Origin of the sequence: Bacillus sp. XT-4 (assembly GCF_050864245.1) — a bacterium.
Lineage (GTDB): Bacteria > Bacillota > Bacilli > Bacillales > Bacillaceae > Bacillus > Bacillus altitudinis.
Genome location: NZ_JBPAFI010000008.1, coordinates 1 through 20,748 on the forward strand (window position 1 = coordinate 1; position 20,748 = coordinate 20,748).

At 40.0% G+C, this 20,748-nt stretch carries 20 protein-coding genes; 4 read left to right on the forward strand and 16 right to left on the reverse strand.

Going from position 1 to position 20,748, the window contains the following annotated elements:
- The 5 genes from ACRRMM_RS16760 to ACRRMM_RS16780 all read right to left on the reverse strand — a co-directional run.
- Positions 1–209: T7SS effector LXG polymorphic toxin (locus ACRRMM_RS16760; protein ID WP_432450922.1), on the reverse strand; the 209-nt coding region annotated here is incomplete at its 3' end.
- A 201-nt stretch (positions 210–410) separates the two neighbouring features.
- Entirely contained in the window at positions 411–1,646 is a 1,236-nt protein-coding gene (locus ACRRMM_RS16765) for a TerD family protein (protein ID WP_046344851.1), read from the reverse strand.
- A 328-nt stretch (positions 1,647–1,974) separates the two neighbouring features.
- Positions 1,975–2,955 (reverse strand): restriction endonuclease, encoded by a 981-nt coding sequence (locus tag ACRRMM_RS16770; protein WP_017359952.1) that lies wholly within the window; start codon positions 2,953–2,955, stop codon positions 1,975–1,977.
- Between the two features lie 173 nt (positions 2,956–3,128).
- Entirely contained in the window at positions 3,129–4,568 is a 1,440-nt protein-coding gene (gene bglA / locus ACRRMM_RS16775) for a 6-phospho-beta-glucosidase BglA (RefSeq protein WP_428828987.1), read from the reverse strand.
- 9 nt (positions 4,569–4,577) lie between these two features.
- On the reverse strand, positions 4,578–6,476 hold the full coding sequence (locus tag ACRRMM_RS16780) for a beta-glucoside-specific PTS transporter subunit IIABC (protein WP_428828706.1): 1,899 nt from the start codon (positions 6,474–6,476) through the stop codon (positions 4,578–4,580).
- 155 nt (positions 6,477–6,631) lie between these two features.
- Here ACRRMM_RS16780 and ACRRMM_RS16785 point away from each other — a divergent pair, with 155 nt between their 5' ends.
- A complete protein-coding gene (locus ACRRMM_RS16785) occupies positions 6,632–7,342 on the forward strand; it encodes a GntR family transcriptional regulator (protein WP_046527583.1) in 711 nt (236 codons plus the stop codon).
- A 49-nt stretch (positions 7,343–7,391) separates the two neighbouring features.
- On the opposite strand, the gene ACRRMM_RS16790 is transcribed toward ACRRMM_RS16785, so the two are convergent.
- Positions 7,392–8,402: a hypothetical protein gene (locus tag ACRRMM_RS16790; RefSeq protein ID WP_432450919.1), complete on the reverse strand. Its 1,011-nt coding sequence runs from the start codon at positions 8,400–8,402 to the stop codon at positions 7,392–7,394.
- A 119-nt stretch (positions 8,403–8,521) separates the two neighbouring features.
- Complete coding sequence (locus tag ACRRMM_RS16795; RefSeq protein WP_428828707.1) at positions 8,522–10,705, reverse strand: hypothetical protein; 2,184 nt, start codon at positions 10,703–10,705, stop codon at positions 8,522–8,524.
- A gap of 253 nt (positions 10,706–10,958) precedes the next feature.
- Between ACRRMM_RS16795 and ACRRMM_RS16800 the strand changes: the two genes are divergently transcribed.
- The gene (locus ACRRMM_RS16800; protein WP_428828708.1) at positions 10,959–11,855 is read left to right on the forward strand and encodes a PhzF family phenazine biosynthesis protein; all 897 of its coding nucleotides are present in this window, start codon (positions 10,959–10,961) and stop codon (positions 11,853–11,855) included.
- A gap of 39 nt (positions 11,856–11,894) precedes the next feature.
- Here the strand turns inward: ACRRMM_RS16800 and ACRRMM_RS16805 are convergent, their stop codons facing one another.
- The 5 genes from ACRRMM_RS16805 to ACRRMM_RS16825 all read right to left on the reverse strand — a co-directional run bounded on the left by ACRRMM_RS16805 (position 11,895) and on the right by ACRRMM_RS16825 (position 14,905).
- Positions 11,895–12,755, reverse strand: a complete 861-nt coding sequence (locus tag ACRRMM_RS16805; RefSeq protein WP_252224744.1) for a LysR family transcriptional regulator — start codon at positions 12,753–12,755, stop codon at positions 11,895–11,897.
- A gap of 13 nt (positions 12,756–12,768) precedes the next feature.
- Entirely contained in the window at positions 12,769–13,275 is a 507-nt protein-coding gene (locus tag ACRRMM_RS16810) for a hypothetical protein (protein WP_367636950.1), read from the reverse strand.
- Between the two features lie 15 nt (positions 13,276–13,290).
- Positions 13,291–13,797, reverse strand: a complete 507-nt coding sequence (locus ACRRMM_RS16815; RefSeq protein WP_048002606.1) for an LURP-one-related/scramblase family protein — start codon at positions 13,795–13,797, stop codon at positions 13,291–13,293.
- Positions 13,798–13,905: 108 nt separating this feature from the next.
- Positions 13,906–14,244 (reverse strand): darcynin family protein, encoded by a 339-nt coding sequence (locus ACRRMM_RS16820; protein WP_072368195.1) that lies wholly within the window; start codon positions 14,242–14,244, stop codon positions 13,906–13,908.
- A gap of 70 nt (positions 14,245–14,314) precedes the next feature.
- Positions 14,315–14,905, reverse strand: a complete 591-nt coding sequence (locus ACRRMM_RS16825; RefSeq protein WP_428828709.1) for a Crp/Fnr family transcriptional regulator — start codon at positions 14,903–14,905, stop codon at positions 14,315–14,317.
- A 100-nt stretch (positions 14,906–15,005) separates the two neighbouring features.
- Here ACRRMM_RS16825 and ACRRMM_RS16830 point away from each other — a divergent pair, with 100 nt between their 5' ends.
- Together ACRRMM_RS16830 and ACRRMM_RS16835 are read left to right on the forward strand one after the other, a co-directional pair.
- On the forward strand, positions 15,006–15,254 hold the full coding sequence (locus ACRRMM_RS16830) for a hypothetical protein (RefSeq protein ID WP_428828710.1): 249 nt from the start codon (positions 15,006–15,008) through the stop codon (positions 15,252–15,254).
- A gap of 14 nt (positions 15,255–15,268) precedes the next feature.
- The gene (locus ACRRMM_RS16835; protein ID WP_414834542.1) at positions 15,269–15,511 is read left to right on the forward strand and encodes a hypothetical protein; all 243 of its coding nucleotides are present in this window, start codon (positions 15,269–15,271) and stop codon (positions 15,509–15,511) included.
- 54 nt (positions 15,512–15,565) lie between these two features.
- On the opposite strand, the gene ACRRMM_RS16840 is transcribed toward ACRRMM_RS16835, so the two are convergent.
- From ACRRMM_RS16840 to ACRRMM_RS16855, 4 genes are all read right to left on the reverse strand, one after another.
- Positions 15,566–16,939 (reverse strand): sensor histidine kinase, encoded by a 1,374-nt coding sequence (locus ACRRMM_RS16840; RefSeq protein ID WP_428828711.1) that lies wholly within the window; start codon positions 16,937–16,939, stop codon positions 15,566–15,568.
- A complete protein-coding gene (locus tag ACRRMM_RS16845) occupies positions 16,936–17,607 on the reverse strand; it encodes a response regulator transcription factor (protein ID WP_428828712.1) in 672 nt (223 codons plus the stop codon). The genes ACRRMM_RS16840 and ACRRMM_RS16845 overlap by 4 nt, the downstream gene beginning before the upstream one ends.
- Positions 17,608–19,722, reverse strand: a complete 2,115-nt coding sequence (locus tag ACRRMM_RS16850) for an MMPL family transporter (protein ID WP_428828713.1) — start codon at positions 19,720–19,722, stop codon at positions 17,608–17,610. It lies immediately after the preceding gene.
- Between the two features lie 106 nt (positions 19,723–19,828).
- Positions 19,829–20,695, reverse strand: coding sequence for an MBL fold metallo-hydrolase (locus tag ACRRMM_RS16855; RefSeq protein WP_428828714.1), 867 nt, complete (start codon positions 20,693–20,695; stop codon positions 19,829–19,831).
- Positions 20,696–20,748: the final 53 nt, after the last annotated feature.

The following is a 20,748-nucleotide window of genomic DNA, read 5'->3' on the forward strand; positions in this document are numbered from 1 at the left end:
AAGCTAATAAACATGTCCACATTTCCGGCGAGTTCTTTGTAGAAGCTTTTAATGTTATCGGCACCTTTTCCAGTGAAGTCGTCACCGAGATTGGCAACACCTTGTAATGCCTTTTTTAAATCTATCATTTGTTCGCGGAGTTCCTGATAGTGTTTTGCCCTTGTATCCATGGCACTGGTTAGTGCTTTTGCATCAAGTATCTTGCCCAGAAGAAGCCACTCCCTCCATTATTGATCATAAAGTCTATTTTACCGTGACCTCCAAAACGGAAAAATAGGCTAAATGACATAAAAAATGGAATGGACTCTCTATTCAATTTACCCTCTCATTTGGATAAACGAGTTTATCCATTGTAGAGATATAGAAAAGGCCAGACAGTTCATTATACTCTGTCTAGCCACATGTTCACGTTACTTATAGTCATTGATTGGTCCTTTATCCATCAAAACATCGATCTCATTTGAATATTTCATTTTTAACTTCGGTCTACGCTCAGAGTTTGGTTTACTGTAAAGCTCTAGGGGACGGATGATCACGCCATCATTTGTGTTTTGAAGTATACCTGGAACACAAGAATAAATTCGATCATTGTCATTTGCATGTTTCGCGTGAATCGTGACAGACGTTCCTTGATGATTATCGATACTCATAGACACTCTATATCTATAGAAAGAACCTGTGCCATTTGATTGAGCAGAGTAAACAACGGGTACCACTGCAAGGATATCATCATTTAACCTTAGTTTAATGACTTCTGTTTTCATTGATTCACGATCTCTACCGACATCTCCCATATGCTCAACAGCCCCGTTACCGTAACTTTTGAGAGCGGGAACACCTTTTGCGCCAAACATGGCCACATCTATTTGTTTTCCTGACTTCGTATAGACCAACGCGTAAATATCATAATCGGTTCCAGACTCCCAAGATACTGTAGCCGTGATCTCTGGTGTTTTTTCAATGATGATCGGTTTATGACCTTTGTCTAGACTAATTTTACCTTGAACTTTCTCTAAGCTAATAGGTGCAGCGACTTTCTCTTTAGCGGCTGTGTTTATTGGAGCAGGCTCATTAATTTGTTTTTCAGAAACCATTGGAGGAGATGTAGAAACACCCTGTTCATCAGGTTCAACCTCCACCCCATAAAGCTTGCATAGCCCTTCCAATCCAGAATCGAAGCCACGCCAGATGGATCGAGCTTTCGTTTCACTATTTCTTAAGTATAGCTCTACTACGACAATACCCTTTTCATTTGTAAAGCTTACTGGTGTTAGGTATAGGACCTCATCACCTGTTCGAATTTCTGCTTGCAGATTCTTCACATGAGAAAAGCCGATTCCTCGATCCTCTGTTAGTGTAATAGCCATCTTTGTGATTCCGACAGGCACTTTGCTCATATCAAAATTCAATTGATGTCTTTTCAACTGATCTGATATCTCTGCTGGTAAAAGTGTCGCGACACCCGTAGTACTCTCCGGCTGATTGTAAAAAATAATGCCATTATCTCCTTGAACTAGATTTGAATCTGTTAAGAGAAACGCCGTTAAAGAAATATCAATTGCAGACGAGACTTCATAACTGATGGATAATTGCCCCTTTGGAGAGTTTAATACGGTATTGGCACCCATTTGCAGAGTTTGATTCATTTCAACAACTCCTATTCTTTATCTACCATTTATCGTTTTTATAGACCAATTATACCGAATTATGTGATAGAATCTATTAAAACCTTTACCTCTTTTCAACCTCTACAATGATATGAGACAATGCCAACTAAAACCGCACTACTCTAGAAGGGAGAACCATTGTGTATAAATTAATTATTCCTGCTGTTATGGTGGTATTCAGTCTGTGGATTCTTCTTCAATTATCAATGAACATCAATATCTTTCAGAATCCAATGAACTATTTTACCTTCATTACCCTCTTTTTTCTTTGTATTCAGGAGTTATTGAAACATAGACAATAAAAAGATCACTCAGGTACATACACTTTTTTCAGAGGTAATAAGGATCTTGTCTCAGCTGGCATATGTTCATACCAATGTACAATAAGATTTACGAGTTCTTCTAAGTCCACTAGATGAACCTCATTATGCTTCGCAACAGCTTTTGCATGAGAAGTAAACCCACCAGTAGAAACAAATAAACTGTTAGCATTCATTGGATTAGCACCTAATAATTGCTGCACCTCTGGCGAACTGGCTGAATTTTTCCGATGCTTTACTTGTACTTTAATAATAGGCTTTTCAAATCCAAATGCATCTTTATAAGCTAATACATCCACACCGCCATCTGGCCCTTTGGGACTCACACGAACATTGTATGACATTGCTTGCAGTAAGCCTCCGACTAAGTCTTGCATTTGCCACGGGTCCAATTTATCTACTCTATCTTCAATCATGACAGTAGCTTTGCTGACTAAATCTTCGATAATTTCATCTTCTTCGGTTTCATCTTCAGGTGCTGATATAGATGTAGGGTTTTTGAGTAAATGTTCAATCTCTTTCCCCCAATCATCTACACGAAAAACAGTTGATATAGAACCGAGGCTGTTCTTAGCTGATTGACTGAGAGAATCTCGTTTAACTGCTATTGGTTCCCAATTTACCTGAATATGATTTGGATACATTTTATCTCCAACTGCTTCATCAAAAAAATGCGGAGCAATCACCGTACCTACTCGATATTCACGGCTTTCTTTTATGTACGTAATGATTCGATCTCCCTTTTTGATTTCTCTACTAAACCTCCATACCTGACTGACCCAGCTTCTTCTCGTAAAAGGTTTGTTCTCAGCGAATATGACATCAGCTCGAGCATTCATCTCTTGCTTTGTTTGATATTGTTTTGGATTACCTAATTTAGGCCACCCTATCGATGCAATGCCTTTCTCTTCCCAAATTGTAATTAATTCGTTTTGGTCACCCGCACGAACCATCCACCATTTCGTCATTTACTACCTCTCCCATTCCATCTATCTTCTCTTATTTTCATCATCAAATATTCTATCTAAATTATAAGACTTATTTCTTGTTAACAAAAGGATATGCGCACCATTTTTGTCGAAAGAAACACAAAAACCCGAACAAGCGAATCCCACGCTCATCCGGGCCAGTCATTTCTTTATTACACTTCTTCACCATTCGTTGCGATGACGTTTTGATACCAAGTAAACGAATCTTTTTTAAGACGCTTCATTGAACCATTACCTTCGTTATCGCGGTCAACATAAATCATGCCGTAGCGTTTTTTCATTTCACCGGTTGTGAATGACACGATATCAATGATGCCCCAAGGTGTGTAGCCGATGAGGTCCACACCGTCATATTCAACCGCTTTTTTCAGTGCTTGAATATGAGAAGCGAGATATTGAATTCGCTCTGGGTCATGAATAGAGCCGTCTTCTTCCACTTGATCAATGGCACCAAAGCCATTTTCCACAATGAATAGCGGGATTTGATAGCGATCGTAAAAACGATTCAATGTATATCTTAAGCCTGTCGGATCAATGGACCAGCCCCAGTCGCTTGATTTGATATACGGATTTTCTACACCATGTGGCAGTGCTCCATTGACAATGTCTCCGTTGTGATCAGATACTGCATCGCTTTTGACCGTTGTTGACATGTAGTAGCTAAAGCCAAGGTAATCTACTTTTCCTTTTCTTAAACTTTCTTCATCGCCTTCTTCAAATGGAATGTGATAGCCTTCGCGCTCAAATTCTTTTAACGCGTAGCTTGGATAGTAGCCACGCACTTGGACATCTGGGAAGAAATAGCGCTGTCTCATATATTCTTCTGCCAGCATGACATCCTCTGGGTTTGAGGAATATGGATAAATTGGCACGTGGGACACCATCGCTCCAATTTGAAAGGACGGATTGATCTCTTTTCCTTTTGCCACTGCCCATGCACTTGCAAGCAATTCATGAAGGCCCGCTTGATACATGACTTCTTTGGCATTTTCGCCTTCTTTGACAGATACCCCTGAATTTGTCCAAAGGAACAACGGGTTGTTGACGTCCATTTTGTTATTGATTTCATTAAATGTCATCCAGTACGTGACCTTGTTCTTGTAACGATTGAAGCATACTTCCGCGAATTTCGCGAAATATTCAGCGACTTTTCTGCTTCGGAATCCGCCGTATTCTCTTGCCAAATGGAGGGGCATTTCAAAGTGAGACAGCGTAATGACAGGCTCGATTCCATGTTTAATCAGTTCATCAAACACATCATCATAAAACTGTAAGCCTGCTTCATTCGGCTCTTCTTCATCCCCTTTAGGGAAAATTCGGCTCCAGCCGATCGATGTTCGCAAGCATTTTAATCCCATTTCAGCAAACATGGCGATATCTTCTTTGTAACGATGGTAGAAATCAATGGCTTCATGGTTTGGATAAAAAGTTCCTTCTTCTATCGTTTCCGTGATCTGTCTTGGGACACCATGAGCACCTGCTGTCATCACATCTACAACACTCGGCCCTTTGCCAGCTGCATTCCATCCACCTTCGAATTGATGAGCGGCTAATGCCCCGCCCCATAAGAAATCTTTTGGTAAAGTCATTATCTATTCCTCCTATTTCACAATTGTCATCATGACGTCAGTTGGCTGACATGTCGAACGTTCCTCTACAATCACATCTTCGTATGCTTGGGTATTGGTAATGATAATAGGTGTGATTGTTTGTAATCCTTTGCTTTCAATTGCTTCCTGATCAAATGTCATCAACAAGTCACCCTTTTTCACCTTGTCGCCTTCTTTGATATTGAGTGTAAATGCCGATCCATCTAGAGAAACCGTATCAATTCCTACATGAACAAGTAACTCTACACCAAATTCCGAACGCAAACCAATCGCATGTTTTGTTGGTGCAAGCATGACGACACTGCCATCAAACGGTGCAAACAGTTTGTTATCGGTCGGATGAATGGCAAAACCTTTCCCCATCGCCCCAGAGCTAAATACGGCATCTGGCACTTCAGATAACGAAAGCACCTTTCCTGTAAGTGGAGCCGTGATCATTTCTTCATTGTTCATAGAAGCTTGTGTCGTTTCTCCGTCTTGATCTTTAATAGATGTTTCACTAGCTGACTGTTCTACTGTATCTTCTCCATATCCGAACATTTGAATAAGCACAACTGGTAAAATCAGCGCAATGGCCACACCAATCAAAATACCAATGATAGACGTTGGATAATCTGCACTGATTCCGTTCACAATGGTCAGCGGGCCAGGCAGCCCTGCATATGCAAAGTAATAAGGCGTAAAGAAGCTGGCTACAACGGCACCGACCGCTCCTGAAATACACCCGAAAATAAACGGCTTTTTAAAACGTAAGGTGACACCGTAAATCGCAGGCTCCGTAATACCGAAGAGTCCTGTGATTCCAGCTGAAACCCCAACTTTCCGTGTTTCCCGATTTCTTGCTTTTAAAATAACTCCCAGCACCGCACCGACTTGAGCGATAACAGCGATGGTTTGATATGCCTGAAAGGAGTCACGTCCATATTGTTCAAAGTTCGCAAGTACCATTGGCGTGATGCCCCAGTGAACACCGAAAATCACGAGTACTTGCCAGAAACCGCCGATAATGGCCCCTGCCAGAGCTGGTACATTTTCAGCTAAGATATTGTATCCGTTTGCAATCCCATTTGCACCTGCTGTCGAAAGAGGACCGATTAATAGTATGGTTAACGGAACCATGACGACCATACATAGAAATGGGACAAATAGCGGTTTGACAACCTCATGAATTCGTTTGTTTAAGAATTTTTCTACATAAGAAAGAATCCATACTAAGAAAAGCGGTGGCAAGACGGATGATGTATAAACCGTTTCAGATAACGCAATCCCTAAAAAGGTCACACCTTCCCCTGATGCTACACGTCCGGCAATCTCTGTCCAAGCTGGACTGACAAGTGCTGCTGTACAAGCAACCGCGATATACATATTCGTTTTGAAATGCTTGGCTGCAGTGATCGCAATAAAAATGGGCAAGAACGTAAACGGTGCCCAAGAAATAAAGCTAAACACTTCATAAGTGCCTGTTTTCGAGAAGCTTGGAAATATCAAATTTATTAAGATAAGTGCACCTTGCAAAATACCAGCTGCGGCTAAAATATACACAAATGGCGCGAACACAGCGGACATGGTCGCAATGATCCGATTCAGTATCGTTCCTTTGTTTTCATTCGGCTGATCATCATCCGACGTTTGGAGCTGAACCAGGTTGGAAAAATACTCATATACCTCACCTACATGCTGACCGATCACAACCTGAAACTGACCACCATTTTCCACCACTGTAATGACGCCAGGCATGGCGTTGACTGCTTCTTTTGCCTTTGGATTAGAACGCTTCAACACCAAACGCAGCCTCGTGGCGCATCTTGCGGCACTCACCACATTTTCTTCTCCGCCAACTGCTTCTAAGATGTCTTCTGCAAGCTTTTGATAATCCCTCACTTTTGACATATAAAACCCCCCTTTATCACCACTAGTATATGTACATTATAATTATACCGGTACAATTTATCAATACATATATAATTTGAGTTTGCATATCAAAGAGAAATCGGGATGTGCTATAATACAAAGATAATAAATCGTGAAAACAAAGAGGAATGGCTATGTTAAAGTATCAACAAATTGCGAGCGATATTGAAAAATATATTGTCACACATGAGCTGCAGCAAGGAGACAAACTCCCTGTGCTTGAGACGCTCATGAATCAATTTGCTGTGAGCAAAAGTACAATTATCAAATCATTAGATTTACTCGAAAGAAAAGGGATTGTCTATCAGGTGAGGGGCAGCGGCATCTTTGTGAGAAGGCACAGGCGCAAAGGCTATATCAGCCTTTTATCCAACCAAGGGTTCAAAAAAGATTTAGAGGAATTTCAACTGACATCAGAAGTTCTCACGTTAGATACCGTCAAACCGCCAGAAGAAGCTGCGCTGAATTTAAACATTGAACCAGATGAGGATGTTTTCTACCTTAAACGCATTCGTTACATCAATGGACAAACTTTATGTTTAGAAGAGTCCTATTACCGGAAAACCATTATTCCTTACCTCAACACAGAAATTGCAGCCGATTCTGTATTTAAATTCATTAGTGAAGGCCTTGGTCTTAAAGTGGGCTTTTCTGACATGTACCTGCAAGTTGGCAAACTAAACGAAACTGAAGCGAAGCACCTCGGACTTAAGCAAAATGATCCTGCTCTTCGCGTCGAAACCGTCTTTCATCTCACAAACGGCCAGCCTTTCGACTTCTCGAAAATCACTTATAACTACATGCAATCCCAATTTTTTATTCAGGCGAATAATTATTATGGGTGATGAAAGGAAAAAGCCCCTCATTTTTGAGGAGCTTTTTTTAATGCTGGTATCATTTGTAGTAGTTATAGTCATTGAATGTTGCGATCATATCTTCTTGTGTCCCTTTTTTCCCACGATTCGTATTAAAATATAACGTTCCGTCATCGAAATCAACAGCTTCTATCTCAAAAAGAGTAAATGCACTGCTCGTTATTCGGAAAGATAGGTCATTTCTAGTAAACAACTCTTTTGAAAAATCTATTGTTGTTGTTCCCTTTTGCTCTTTGATCATTTGGTTGATATTTAACGGATACGTGAGAATAACACTCGCATTAGAAGCCCCTCCGTTGGGATCTGGCTTAGATAAAGGGACATATAATGTTCCTTGGTAAAAAGAAATTCCTTGAAGAATGTACTTCGAAACATCTACCACTGATTGATTTATCACTGCTTTTGTATAATTTAATGTAAATGTGGCCTCATACTCAAATTTTCCTGTTTGATCATTAAAATCTCCAATGAAAAAGCGATTGCCAGACCTCACAATAAATTTGTCTGCTCCAACAGAATACGTGATGCCGCTAACTGATAAATTCGTTCCCTGGTACTGAAGGACATAGGCTTTAGCCACTTTGTATGTACTTTTTTTCGTGTTCACTTGTAGCTTCACGATCTTTTTTACATACTTGACACCATCGGTCATAGGGGCTACATAAATACTAACTTGCTCATATCCTTTTTGGGCTTTGACAGCTAAGTCATTGGCATGTCCTAAATCATAGCTAGTACTATTCGTGTCAGAGTTTTTAAGAAGCTTCACTGTTCTATTGCTTGACGAGCTGTTCATTTTAATAGAGTACAATTGTGTCAGCTGGGTTGAAGTATTTATTTTTGCAGCATAAATCATGTTATTGTTACGGTCGACACACATTCCTTGCATAGAGGTGTAGAATCCAGAGCCTGACATTCCAGTATACGTTGTATATGTGTTGAAATAACCGGATTGAGCTTGAACACTTGAAGACCACATACTGCAACAAAAGATAATAGCCGTTAGGACAACATATTTTATTTTTTTCAAGATTGGCACCATCCTATGATTGGAGTTATTTTGAAAATACGATCTGAACATAAAATCGTCACCCTTAAAATGAATGACGATTGTTATAGAAATTAAGTGTGATCATTTATTAGGAAAATCTACTTTTCAGCCTTAAACGTCTTTACTATCTTACTACTCTCTGACATTCCTTTTCCTGTAACGGTAACGTAGATCTTTCCGCCCTTAGCGCCTAGTTGTTTGATGGTCACCTTTACAACCTTACCTTTAGAGACCGTTGACTGACCAATTAATTTTCCTGATTGGTTATAGATTTTAACAAGGTCCTGTTTCGCTAATTTACTGACGGTGATCACGTCATTTTTCTTCTTGTTGTTGACGATGTTGATTTGGCTGCCTTTTAATGCAGAGGATGGCTCACCTTTAAAAGAAACAGCCTGTTTTCCGCTTTCCAACATCTTGTCACTGCTTCGTGTAACAAATACTTTTCCGCTCTTAGCCCCAACTTGTTTGACGTACAATTTGATGGATGAACTGTTAGCCGGTTTTGATGCGGCTAGTAGTTTGCCGTTTGTTGAATAAACTTTGATGACGTCTTTTTTCTTAAGCTTACTCACTGTAATGACGTCATTTTTATTTTTAAGATTATTGATTTTGATCTGGTTGACTTTTAGAGCGTCTGCTTTTTCACCCTGATAGCGAATTGGTACTCGATTTCCCTCTTTTAGACCAGGTTCTTTCATGCTGATATAAAGCGTTCCACTTGTTTGACCCAATTGTTTCATGGAAATCGTCATGTTCGAGCTCGATGCAGTTTGCTGCGCAATCGCGGTTCCACCAGAAGCTTGTTTAAAGATTTTGATGACGGATTGTTTTTTGATTCCTTTTATCGTCACCGTATCGTTTTTACCTTTATTGTTCGTCACCTTCACTTGGGATGCTGCAAGCGGAGATGTGACGATTTTTTTGACGGTTACAGCAGGCAGGGAGACCTGTCTATTTCCACTTAGCAACGTGATCGTCACTTTAGATCCCTGTCTTAATTTTCCCGTTTTTAATTTGAAGTTTTTGCCTGGCGTAATGGCAAATGGTCCATATTTCTTTATCGTGGAACTTGTGCTGAGCTTGGACATCGCTTTAATTGTATTATTCGATGGATCAGATTGCACTTCTACAACAGCTTTATCCCCAAAAGTACTGATTCCATTAATGGTATCACTTGAGTCATCGATTTCTTCTACAAATACTTTCTGTACATCTTCTTGAGATTGATTTGCTTCAGCCAGGTTATCAGCCATGAACGACTTTACGGTCATTAAGTCGCCACCGATTAGCTTTGAAACAGGAACTTCATAAAACCCTTTAGCGTCTGTCTGACCTTCTCCAATGATGTGGTCCTCTCCATTTAGAATATGGATGATACTTTCTGGAGTTGCGGTTCCACTAATTGATGTTGATAGTTGGGTAAATGGGTTGATTGTTGGAGCCGTCGATCTGATACGAAAAAATCTTTCATTCAAAACATTGTCATATGCTGGTTCCATGACTTGTAATTTATTTTGGTCTAAGAGCTTTAGGGTATCTTTGTCTACACTAAATTCAAAATTTCCATCTCCATCTGCTGTCACCGATTGATTGATGACACCAGATTTCTCGTTTTTAAAGACGATCTTTGCATATGGAATTCCCGTTTGGCCTTTCACTGATTTAGACCATTTTGTCGTAGGAATAAGTGAGATTTTATTAGGATTAACAATTTTTTTGTAAACGTCGATATTGCTGCCAGTCGTCATTTTCACTGTTAGGAATGTGCCTGCATTTAGGACAGGAAGCTGTAAATGAATGGCATCATTAAATGTTCCTGAGGCAATCACTTTACCATCTTTCATGACCTCTACTTTTGTGTTCTTCACAGTTTTCCCAGTTAGCTCCTGAGAAGTATCATATATCGGATCTAATGAGGTAAACGATTCCTTGAAAATATACACTTTGTTTGAAGAAAGCTTTGTCCCATTTTGGTCATACGTATCTAACTCCACCGTTTGGCCTGAACTAAAGTTCTGAGAAAACAACTTAAAGTTTCCGTTACTATCTGCTTTTGCGTAGTGCATATATCTAGATTTCCAGTTACTCGGAACACCCCAATCTACGAATGCAACGATTGCGTTTGGCGCTGTTTTACCCGTCAGATAATTATCACCATATTGATAACGATCAACTGTTGTTATTGTTCCACCCTCTGCGGCACTCACATTTTCTTGTATATGAAAACTCAACATCATCATACAAAGAATAGAAGCTACTACTTTCAGGACTATTTTCATAAATATATCCTCTCTTTACCTATTAATGTTTTTATATACAAATATTATACATTTTAACCAATACAGGTACAAGGTTTAATGTTGAGCCTAAAGGCTTATATAAAATCCATATTCATAGATATAGAGAGTGATGTCGATCGATTTTTCATTTTGCATGAACAATTCCAATTCATCACATTCAAAAGATTCATTTTACGAATGCACCCTACACACTTATGATGAACATAACAATATGTTTAGGAGGATTCGTCAGATGAAAGATATTAGGGTGTATCATGTCGATGCGTTTACAACTGAGAAATTTGGAGGTAATGCCGCTGGGGTGGTGTTGGATGGGGATTGGTTAACGGAGGATGAGATGCAGAATATCGCCAAGGAGTTGAACTTACCCGAGTCCGTTTTCTTGCTGCCGGCACATGATGAGAAAGCCGATTATCGAGTGAAGTATTTCACTCCAACGGAAGAGGTCAATTTCTGCGGGCATGCGACGGTTGGGTTGACTTGGCTTTTAGCGACGGAGCTAGATATGGCCAAAGAAAAATCAGGGGTTGTGTTAGAAACAAAGATCGGCCATGTTCCCGTTGTATGGCACGAAGAGAATGGCAAAGTTGTGGATGTGGAGATGACACAGGTCACGCCAAAGACGCGAGATTTTATCATCGATGTAGAAGAGCTTAGTGATATTCTCGGTATAAGCAGTGACAGGATTGATCCATCCTATCCTATAAAATTAGCAAACACCGGAAACTGGCATCTCCTGATTCCGCTGAAACACCAGAATGACATTGATCAAGCAGCACCAAACTTAGCAGCTTTAGGAAAAATGAATAAAGAGCAGGATATCACAACGACTCATCTTTATACGTTTCAATCCACAAAAGACTGTGATCTTTATACAAGGGATTTTGCACCTGGCATTGGCATACCCGAAGATCCTGTAACGGGAGCAGCAAACGGGGCATTGGCCGGATATCTTTATTTGGAAGGAATCATTTCTCAGCAAGAAACCACTCATCTGCGCATTGCTCAAGGTGATGCCATCGGCAGACCAGGATTGCTTCGTATCACGGTCATTCCGAATGAAGCAAAGCCGGTCATTAAAGTAGCAGGAGCAGCGGTTATTACCATTCGCGGGGTGGTCACGCTATAAATTGATCAGCTTGAATAGAGACTCTCGTTCAAGCTGAATCTATTTAAAATGATCTTTGACCGCTTCAATCCATCTTTTAGTAGAGGGAGAGGCTGCGTTAAAAGATTTAAACGCCATATTGATTTCGCGATAAACACTGGTCTCAAGTGGAATCACGTTCGCATGAGGCACCTGAGGCGGCAACATCAACTTCGGAATGATCGTGAGCCCAAGGCCTTCCTGAACCATAGAGATGAGCGTATTGTTGTCCCCAATCTCAAATAAAACATGGGGTTTTACGCCTCTTTCTTTTAATAATTTCTTAATGAGTTGATCACAGCCCGCTTTTGGCATAATAAATGGTTCATCTTGGAACGAAGCCACTTCCATCACCTTCTTTGTATGGAAACGATGACTCTCTTGCATGAGCACTACCAATTCATCTTGAAACAGTGGAACAGTTTCCAAATCTCTAGATGGCTGTGTTAAAAACCCAAGATCAACTGTGCCAGACGCAATCCACTCTTCAATCTCTTCATAGCCGCCTTCGTATAACTCCAATTGGATATTGGGATAACTTTTCGTAAAACGATGAATCAGCTGCGGAAGCATTTTTGAAGAAAAACTAGAAAACGTGCCGATTTTAATGCTCCCCACTTCCATCCCTTGAATCAACGCCGCCTCCTGCTCAAGCAATGACGCATGATGAATGATTTGGCGAATATGCGGCATCACCCGCTCACCTGCATCTGTCAGCGACAGCCCGTTTCGATTCCGATGAAGTAGCACAATCCCAAGTTCTGACTCAAGCTTCGCCATATTATGACTCACCCCAGACTGCGTCAGCCCAAGCTTCTCACCAGCTTTTGTAAAACTGCCGCATTCGACGACAGTTTGAAATACTTTGTATGGGAATGTCATTCGTTTGCTCACCTCACTTTAGATCTTGGCAAAACCTACTGTTAGACATGTCTGTGATTTTTCGATTTAATTGTTGTTCGACCAATTGAAAACATGCCTGCTGAATCCATAAACGTTTAAATGTATAGAGTTGTTCTTTTTCATCCCCATGCATCTCTTCATCTTTTTCTAACTGAAAATCTGTTAATTCGATTTTGTCATGAACATGCATATGAATAAAAACATGCGCATTGTGAAAATCATGCATATGCTCTACTAAAGCTGAGATATTGGTGATAAAGTCATCAAATATATCTTCTTCTAGCGTTTTCTTGAGATCTAGATGGCTGTGCACATCCATTGATATGTAATTATCTCTTTCATCCAGTTCTTCTTGAGTAGCCAGAGGGTTATCATGAATCGTTGCTTTTCTATTTAAATCTATAATCGAGAAATAGACGATGATGTCTTTATTATCGAGAAATTCATACTCCCATATCTCTGCATCTCTTAATCTTAAAATGCGGGTGAGATTGTCCAACTTTAAACCCTCCAATTAATTATTCATTGTCGTCGACGAAGACCTAGACGCCGCTTCATCCGCTTTCACACAATCAATCGCAACAACCAATGCAATCATCACAGGCTCCATCTCTTCTTTCAAAATATCCACCTTGTAGCTATCTCCCCAAGTAAACCATTCCTTCTTTACCTGACCGATCACTTCGCCGCTTTGCAGCACTTGGAAATTCATATCCCACCAGTTCCCTTGTACTTCGATTCCAGCAGCATCAATTGAATATTTGGCTTTGAAGAACGTAAACTCTTTTTTGATCGTCAATACCTCTTGTCCACCGACTTCTACTAAAAACTTTGGTAAAAAGCTAAACATTTTCTTCGTAATTACAGCGATGACGTCTCGTTCTGTATTCAAAATGGTGAATGTCTTTGGCACCTTCATAAAGCTGCCTTCGACCACATATACATCATTCTCCTGTTGATCCTTTACCGTAAACCGGCCGCTCAGACTAAATACCTTTTGCTTCATATACAGCTGCTTCATAAGTACCTCCGATTCAGTTCAAAAATTTATCCGTTCTTCCCTTACCCCTGATTATACCAAAAAATAGAATGTGCAAAAAACCACCTGATAGCAGGTGGTTTTCGATTACTAATCCATTTTCAAAGATTCTTTTTCATATGTTTGAAAAGCATCTTCCATTCCCATGATGACCTCTTTCATTTTGACATAACCACTTGTGTAAGGAATAGAATCTCTAATCTCTTCCCACATAAAATGATAGAACTTCAGGTCATCCGTTTCACACATCACAAAATCTGTGTAATCCTTACCCGGAAGAGCTTCAGCATCAAAAAAGCGCACCGTCACATGTTCCTCATATTTCTGCATCAACTCTTGCAGCGAAGCCGCATGGGTTCTGCGCTCCTCTCGTGGTAATGCAAGCCAAGATGGATAGAACTCTAATAAAACAACCATCATATATTTCATCATCATGCCCCCGATTCTTCTATGATGTGATGATTGTACGCCAGATCTAGAGAATGTGCATTAACATAGGTTAATGTTCAGCAGGATGCAGCAGCCTGCTCAGCGAAACCGGAGAAATACCGATATATGAGGCAATATGATATTGAGCGATACGTTGATGTAACCCGGGATATTTCAATAAAAACGCCTGATATCGCTCAATGGCTGGCAAATATAGCAGTTCCTTCTCACGCTCTTCCTTTCTCGTATACAGCCTTTCTACACTCACCCGAACAAACCGCTCCCACATATGACTGCTGTCCATCAACATTTGAAGCAGATCATACGGAATTTCAATCACGATAGAATCCTCCATCGCTTCAATCGAATAAGGAGAAGGCTGCCCGTTGATCATACTTGCATAAGAAGTAGCAAAATCATCTTCCAACGTAAAAGCCACGTTGTACTCCCTTCCATCCGGTAACAAATAGAAGAGACGGAAGAGACCTGTTATGCAGAAATAGGCATGCTTCACCGGATCGCCAGCCTTGATTATGCATGTACCTGCTTTTAACTGTTTAATCGTTGTTCCATCTTTGAAAGCTTGCCAATGATTTTGTTCAATTGGATATTTCGATATTTTGGTTTTGAAGGTGTCGTATGGGTTAGTTATTTTGTCCATCTGTAAGTAACCTCTCGATTAATAGAAGAATTGATAAAAAATGGTGTCAGAAAACACTCGGGTTATAATGGAAATATAAGCGAAGATGAGGGGAGAAACAATGAAAAAAATTACTTTTTTTGAGTGGACCATCCATTTACAAGCATACTTAACAGCGATTACAGATCATTATGAAAAGAAAATGGTCATTTTAGAGCCATCTATTGAACTAAATAGCATCATCTTGTTGGATGACAACAACGAGCTACAAATCAAACCTACTTGGGATTGTGTCATTTCAATTGATCCAACCAATAAATCACTGACAATCCGGCAAACAAAAGAAGTATTCGGAGATGTGTACGAATGAAAATAGGAGGAACTATGAAGAAAACCGCTTTTTATGATTGGACGATTCACTATCCTGAACATTTAACAACCGTCAAAGATGATACAGAAAAGAAAATGGTCTTTCTAGAACAGACTGTTGAATTTAAAGGAATTATTCGTATTGATGAGAATGATGAACTGCAAATAAAACCCACTTGGGATTGTGTCATTATTATTAATGCAAAACAGATGTCTGTCACAGTTCGTGATGCAGAAGACTTTGTAGGTTTACCATAAACGTTAAAAAGAAAAGTCTCATTTGACACACGCAAACGAGACTTTTCTCAAATACTATTCCTTTGGAAAAACCGTCGTAAAGGTCGTTCCTTCTTTTTCATTGCTTTCTACTTCAATAGAAGCATTGTGATACGACAGGACTTCTTGCACAATGGATAATCCAAGACCCATTCCCTCTTTATTTCGTGCCTGATCTACCCGGTAAAAACGTTCAAATATTTTTTCTAATGTGTGCTGTTCTATGCCAATCCCCGTATCTCTAATCGTCACGACCGCTTCCGATTCATTTTCATTACAATGAATACTGATTTCCCCAAACTCTTTGTTGTACTTAATGGCATTGCCAATTAAATTCTCCCATACATTGATCAGCAAGGTCCGATCCGCATATACCGAAACAGGCTGTAGATCCAACTTAATTTCTAAACCTTTTTCTTCTATTCGCCATAGCATCGAATGGACCACTTGATGAAGCTGCTCATCTACTCTGACGATTTGTTTATTCGTTGGATATGTCCCTTGATCAATAGAGGTTAAAATGAGAAGTTGTTTCGTTAAGTTAGATAATCGCTTTGCTTCTGTTTGAATAATGTAGTTGTATTTTTTCCCTTCGCTTGATGAAATCTCCCCATTTAGTAATTCAGAATACCCTCGTATATTTAATAGTGGTGACTGAAAATCGTGCGAGACGTTATTCACAAATTTCTTCCTTGCTTGATCGGTATTCTCTAATTTCTGCTGCATCATCCGAAAACGATCAGCGAGCTGACCAATTTCATCTTTTCGATTGATCATTAATGGATACTGAAAATTATGGTTTGCCATCTCTTGCGTCGCACTCGTCAATTCTGAAAGAGATTGGGTGACCTTTCGAGACATGAATAAAATGCCAATGATACTGCTCACAAAAACGGCGAAGATAAATCCAAAAATAATCAAATGGAACTCTGTAAAGAAACTGATATTATTCGGGCGTAAAAATAAGCCCCATTCTTCCCCGTCAATTTCTATTTTCGTACCCACCGTATTTTTTATATCATTTGCGAAATGACTCATGATTAAGTATGAATTTTTAAAGGATTTGATCCCGTTGTACGCTTTACCGCCTTCAAATAAGGCGTGCATTTGGTCATTCCATTTTTTCGTTTTAAATGGTTCACCAAACATCTTCATCTCCCCATCTTCTTTAACCAAAGCGATTTGGTACCCTAGATCGCTCATGGTTTGCAAAAAATCAGAAGATGCCCGCAAGGTAATTTCATGTTCTTTGATTTGTTTAGATAACTGCTCGGCAATGACTAAATATCGATCATTCATTTGCTCTTTGACAACATGATTGTAAATCAAGTTAGAACAAATAAATCCAATGAAGATGCTAATCAAAACAATCAAACACGTATATAGCATAAAACGTTGTTGTAGTTTCAATCTTTTACCTCAAGTTGATAGCCGAAACCACGTATGGTGACAATCTCAATCGTCGCTTCCGCTCTTTTTAAACGTTCTCGTATGCGGTTAATATGCGTGTTTAATGTGAATTCGGGTTGATCTAACGTATCCCCCCAAATGTCATCAATTAAATCCCAGCGGCTTACATTGCGGTTTGCCCGCTGCAGCAGATAATACAGAATTTCTAATTCACGCATGGGCCAGATATATTGCTGATTCGCAATCGTTAATTCCCAACGGTTCGTATCAATTTGAACATTTCCCGCAGTCGTTAAAGCTTCTATGGATTTACGATATCGTCGTAAAATTGCATTTACACGGAATAGCAGTTCTTTCGTTTCAAATGGTTTGACGATATAATCATCAATCCCTTGTTCAAATCCTTGCTGCTTATCTTCAATCTGCCCTTTCGCTGTCAACATAATGACCGGCAGTTCATATTGTTTCGTCACAATGTTCGCCAGCTGAAAGCCATCCATCCCAGGCATCATCACATCAATAATCATGAGATCAAATGACTGTTGTTGCAAAAAAGCAAGCGCTGCCTCAGCATTGCTTGCTTTTGTCACTTGGTACCCCGCCTGCTCTAAATGGATGGACACTAATTGCAAAATGGCTTCATCATCATCCACAACCAATACATGCAATTATCCTTCCTCCTTTATTTCCTTAGCTTTGTCTTTTTCAAAGAATAATATGAGTGACGGCAGCAACATTCCTCGCACGAAAAATGTATCGATGATAATCCCAATAGCGACAATAAATCCAAAGATAAATAAATCCGTAATCGGCATAGTCATTAATGCGGCAAATGTTGCAGCAAGAATGATCCCCGCTGAAGAAATCACCCCGCCTGTGTTTCGTATCGCCACTTCTAATGCAGCTTTGACGTGTAACGTTTGACGTTCTTCTAAGAAACGGCTCACAAGGATGATGTTATAATCAATTCCCAATGCCACGAGAAAGATAAAGGCATACACAGGGGCACGAGTTGAAATCGCATCATATCCAAATAACACATCGACTAAGAAAATACCTAAGCCTAAGGCAGATACAAATGAGATTAAAATCGTCGCCATCATATAAATCGACATTTTCATGGAACGTGTCAAAGCAAGTAACAAGACAAGAATGAGTAATGTTTCCAGTAAAACGATCTTTTTAATATCGGATTGATTCACTTGTTGCTCATCCACTAATTTAGCCGTTGTGCCTGCAAAAGATAACTGAACCTTTTGACCATCTGATAATCGATAGGTGGCTTGATCTGTACGGAAATCTCCTAAAAATTCAATGGCCTCTATACTGTATGGATTCACTTTTAATGATATCGTCATTTTGCCGTGCTCTCCATCTTTGGTTACCCCCGATGGACGAGCCGATCCTATCTCTTCATTTTCTGAGAATTGGGCGGAGATTTCTTGTAAATGTTCCTGAGTTAGCTTTTGACCAGTCACAAGTACTGTTGTCTGGGCTAGATCACCTTTATTAAATTTTTCCTCAACGATTTCAAATGCAACACGAGAAGGTAAATCCTTCGGGAAATTTTTCACCGAGTTAAATTCATAATGTAAATTAAAAATATTCGCACCTGTCACAAGTAAAAATAGTAAGACCGCACCACCAATTAATCCTGGTTTTCGAACCACGAATTTGGCAAGAGGTCCCCAAATGCCATGTTTTGCTTCTTTTGCTTCACCATATGTCGGCACTTGCGGCCAAAATGCTTTGCGGCCAAATAATGCAAACAAGGCTGGAATCAGTGTGACAGAAGCCATCATAATGATCACCATCGCAGCACCAAAGATTGGCGCAAAGTTTTGATAATCACGGAAATCCGCCACAAATAAAATGATCATCGCCGCAAATACTGTACCGCCTGCAAATAAGACCGGTTTGGCTGTTGAACGCATCGCTACTTTCATCGCTTCAAATTGATTTTCATGATGTTGTAACTCCTCACGATAACGCGAGAAAACAAACAATGAATAATCAATCACAGCAGCAAATAACAAAATACTCATAATCGAGGTGGTTGAGTTATTGATTTCAAGTCCACCCATGCCAAGTAAAGCCACAACTTGATTCACCACTTGATAGACAATGACCGTTGCGAACAATGGAATGATCGCTAATAACGGAGAACGGTAAATGACGATCAATAAAACCAAAATGATTGCAACAGTAGCTAATAGCAGTTTCAAGTCGGCAGATTCAAACAGCTTCACCGTATCCCCCGCTATACCTGCTGGACCCGTAATATAAAAATCAGCATCTAGCCCTTTCGCTATGTTTGTACCGACATCCGTTGTCTCATCATTAATCTTTGCATAATCAGCATTGCCTAATCCCGCTTTCAAATTCATTGGCACAATCATGGTCGTTTCATCTTCTGATAAAAAAGCGGATAACGCTTGAGGAGGCAATGCGGACACATCGACAATATCTTCAATCCCCTCAATCTTTGCCTCTTTGATTCCTTGAATGATCGTTTTTACATCTTGAATAGCCAGCTTTCCATTAGGGTTATGGAACACATATAATCCCGGAGTCCCTTTATCATTTGGGAAATACTGATCTAACTTCTTTTTTGTCACGATGGACTGAGCATCACTAGGTAAAGATTGAAAATTGCTCACTTTATGATCGCCCAATTTAGGCCCAGCACTCAACCCGATCATGAAAACAAGCCAAATGATAACAGTCAGCCAAGCCCCTTTTTTTGTAGACATTTTATCAATAAATGATCTGAATCCTTTCATTGATGGTTCTCCTCCTTTTCTCACCGGTTCGAGTATATCGCCTGTATATAAACTTGATATAAACTCAGGGAAAAGGACGAGCCATGAAAATAAAAAAAGCAGAGGTTTATCCCTCTGCTAATCCTTCATAACCATTTACAAAATAAGCGATCGTCTCTAACTCATCTTCTTTTAGTTCTCTGTTCACATGTGTTTGATATTCACTCTTGATTCTCTCCTGATCTCCCCCATAAAGTTCAGTGTAATTCGCCATCATCCAAAGCTTGTCTCTTTCCTGACGAAACTCCTCTTTTGTCCACGGCCTTTGGTGCGATGGAATATACGTCTCCGCATCAAAAGCATCTAACTCATCTAAAAGACGCAAGATTTCTTTTACCGTATAATGTACTTTTTCAGCATACATTTTCGGATAAATGCAATCACCAAGAAACAGGATTTTTTCCTCTTTCACATACACGATCACTGAATCTGCAGCATGATCGCCCCCAACATGCTGCACAACACAAGTGACCCCGCCAAGATCAATCTCCATCCGACGATCAAACGTGACATCCGGTAAAGCCACCTGAATGTCTCGATGATTCTTATATTCTTCTTTTATCGCCTTCGCGCAAAACTCAATCTCCGTTCCTTCCCTCACCCGCTCATCAATCGCCTCATCTGACCAAGAAAACGGAAGAAGCTTCTCCATTTCCTTTCTGGTTTTTGCAGAAGCAATCGAAACCGCATGAGGCAACGCCGGTAGACCAAAAATATGATCCCAATGCCAATGCGTGAGGACTACCAGATCAGGTGTAGCGTTCTCTTGTTTTAAGGTCTTTTGGATGAAATAGTTCGCATGATCTTCTGAATTACCGGCATCGATCATTAATGTTTTGTTATTGCCTTCGACCATGCCTAGGATGGGGCGGTCGGTGAGTGATACTGGCGTGATGTAGGAGAAGGTTTTGCCTATTTTTTTGATTGTGTGCATGGTGTACCTGCTTTCTTTAATGTATATTGAACTACTTATGTCTTCTAAATACG

What these genes read in the sequence shown, in the direction of transcription:
- ACRRMM_RS16765 (WP_046344851.1), bottom strand. Translation starts at nt 1,646, where the DNA reads ATGAATCAAACTCTGCAAATGGGTGCCAATACCGTATTAAACTCTCCA.
- ACRRMM_RS16770 (WP_017359952.1), bottom strand. Translation starts at nt 2,955, where the DNA reads ATGACGAAATGGTGGATGGTTCGTGCGGGTGACCAAAACGAATTAATT.
- ACRRMM_RS16780 (WP_428828706.1), bottom strand. Translation starts at nt 6,476, where the DNA reads ATGTCAAAAGTGAGGGATTATCAAAAGCTTGCAGAAGACATCTTAGAA.
- ACRRMM_RS16785 (WP_046527583.1), top strand. Translation starts at nt 6,632, where the DNA reads ATGTTAAAGTATCAACAAATTGCGAGCGATATTGAAAAATATATTGTC.
- ACRRMM_RS16795 (WP_428828707.1), bottom strand. Translation starts at nt 10,705, where the DNA reads ATGAAAATAGTCCTGAAAGTAGTAGCTTCTATTCTTTGTATGATGATG.
- ACRRMM_RS16800 (WP_428828708.1), top strand. Translation starts at nt 10,959, where the DNA reads ATGAAAGATATTAGGGTGTATCATGTCGATGCGTTTACAACTGAGAAA.
- ACRRMM_RS16805 (WP_252224744.1), bottom strand. Translation starts at nt 12,755, where the DNA reads ATGACATTCCCATACAAAGTATTTCAAACTGTCGTCGAATGCGGCAGT.
- ACRRMM_RS16815 (WP_048002606.1), bottom strand. Translation starts at nt 13,797, where the DNA reads ATGAAGCAGCTGTATATGAAGCAAAAGGTATTTAGTCTGAGCGGCCGG.
- ACRRMM_RS16820 (WP_072368195.1), bottom strand. Translation starts at nt 14,244, where the DNA reads ATGAAATATATGATGGTTGTTTTATTAGAGTTCTATCCATCTTGGCTT.
- ACRRMM_RS16825 (WP_428828709.1), bottom strand. Translation starts at nt 14,905, where the DNA reads ATGGACAAAATAACTAACCCATACGACACCTTCAAAACCAAAATATCG.
- ACRRMM_RS16830 (WP_428828710.1), top strand. Translation starts at nt 15,006, where the DNA reads ATGAAAAAAATTACTTTTTTTGAGTGGACCATCCATTTACAAGCATAC.
- ACRRMM_RS16835 (WP_414834542.1), top strand. Translation starts at nt 15,269, where the DNA reads ATGAAGAAAACCGCTTTTTATGATTGGACGATTCACTATCCTGAACAT.
- ACRRMM_RS16850 (WP_428828713.1), bottom strand. Translation starts at nt 19,722, where the DNA reads ATGAAAGGATTCAGATCATTTATTGATAAAATGTCTACAAAAAAAGGG.
- ACRRMM_RS16855 (WP_428828714.1), bottom strand. Translation starts at nt 20,695, where the DNA reads ATGCACACAATCAAAAAAATAGGCAAAACCTTCTCCTACATCACGCCA.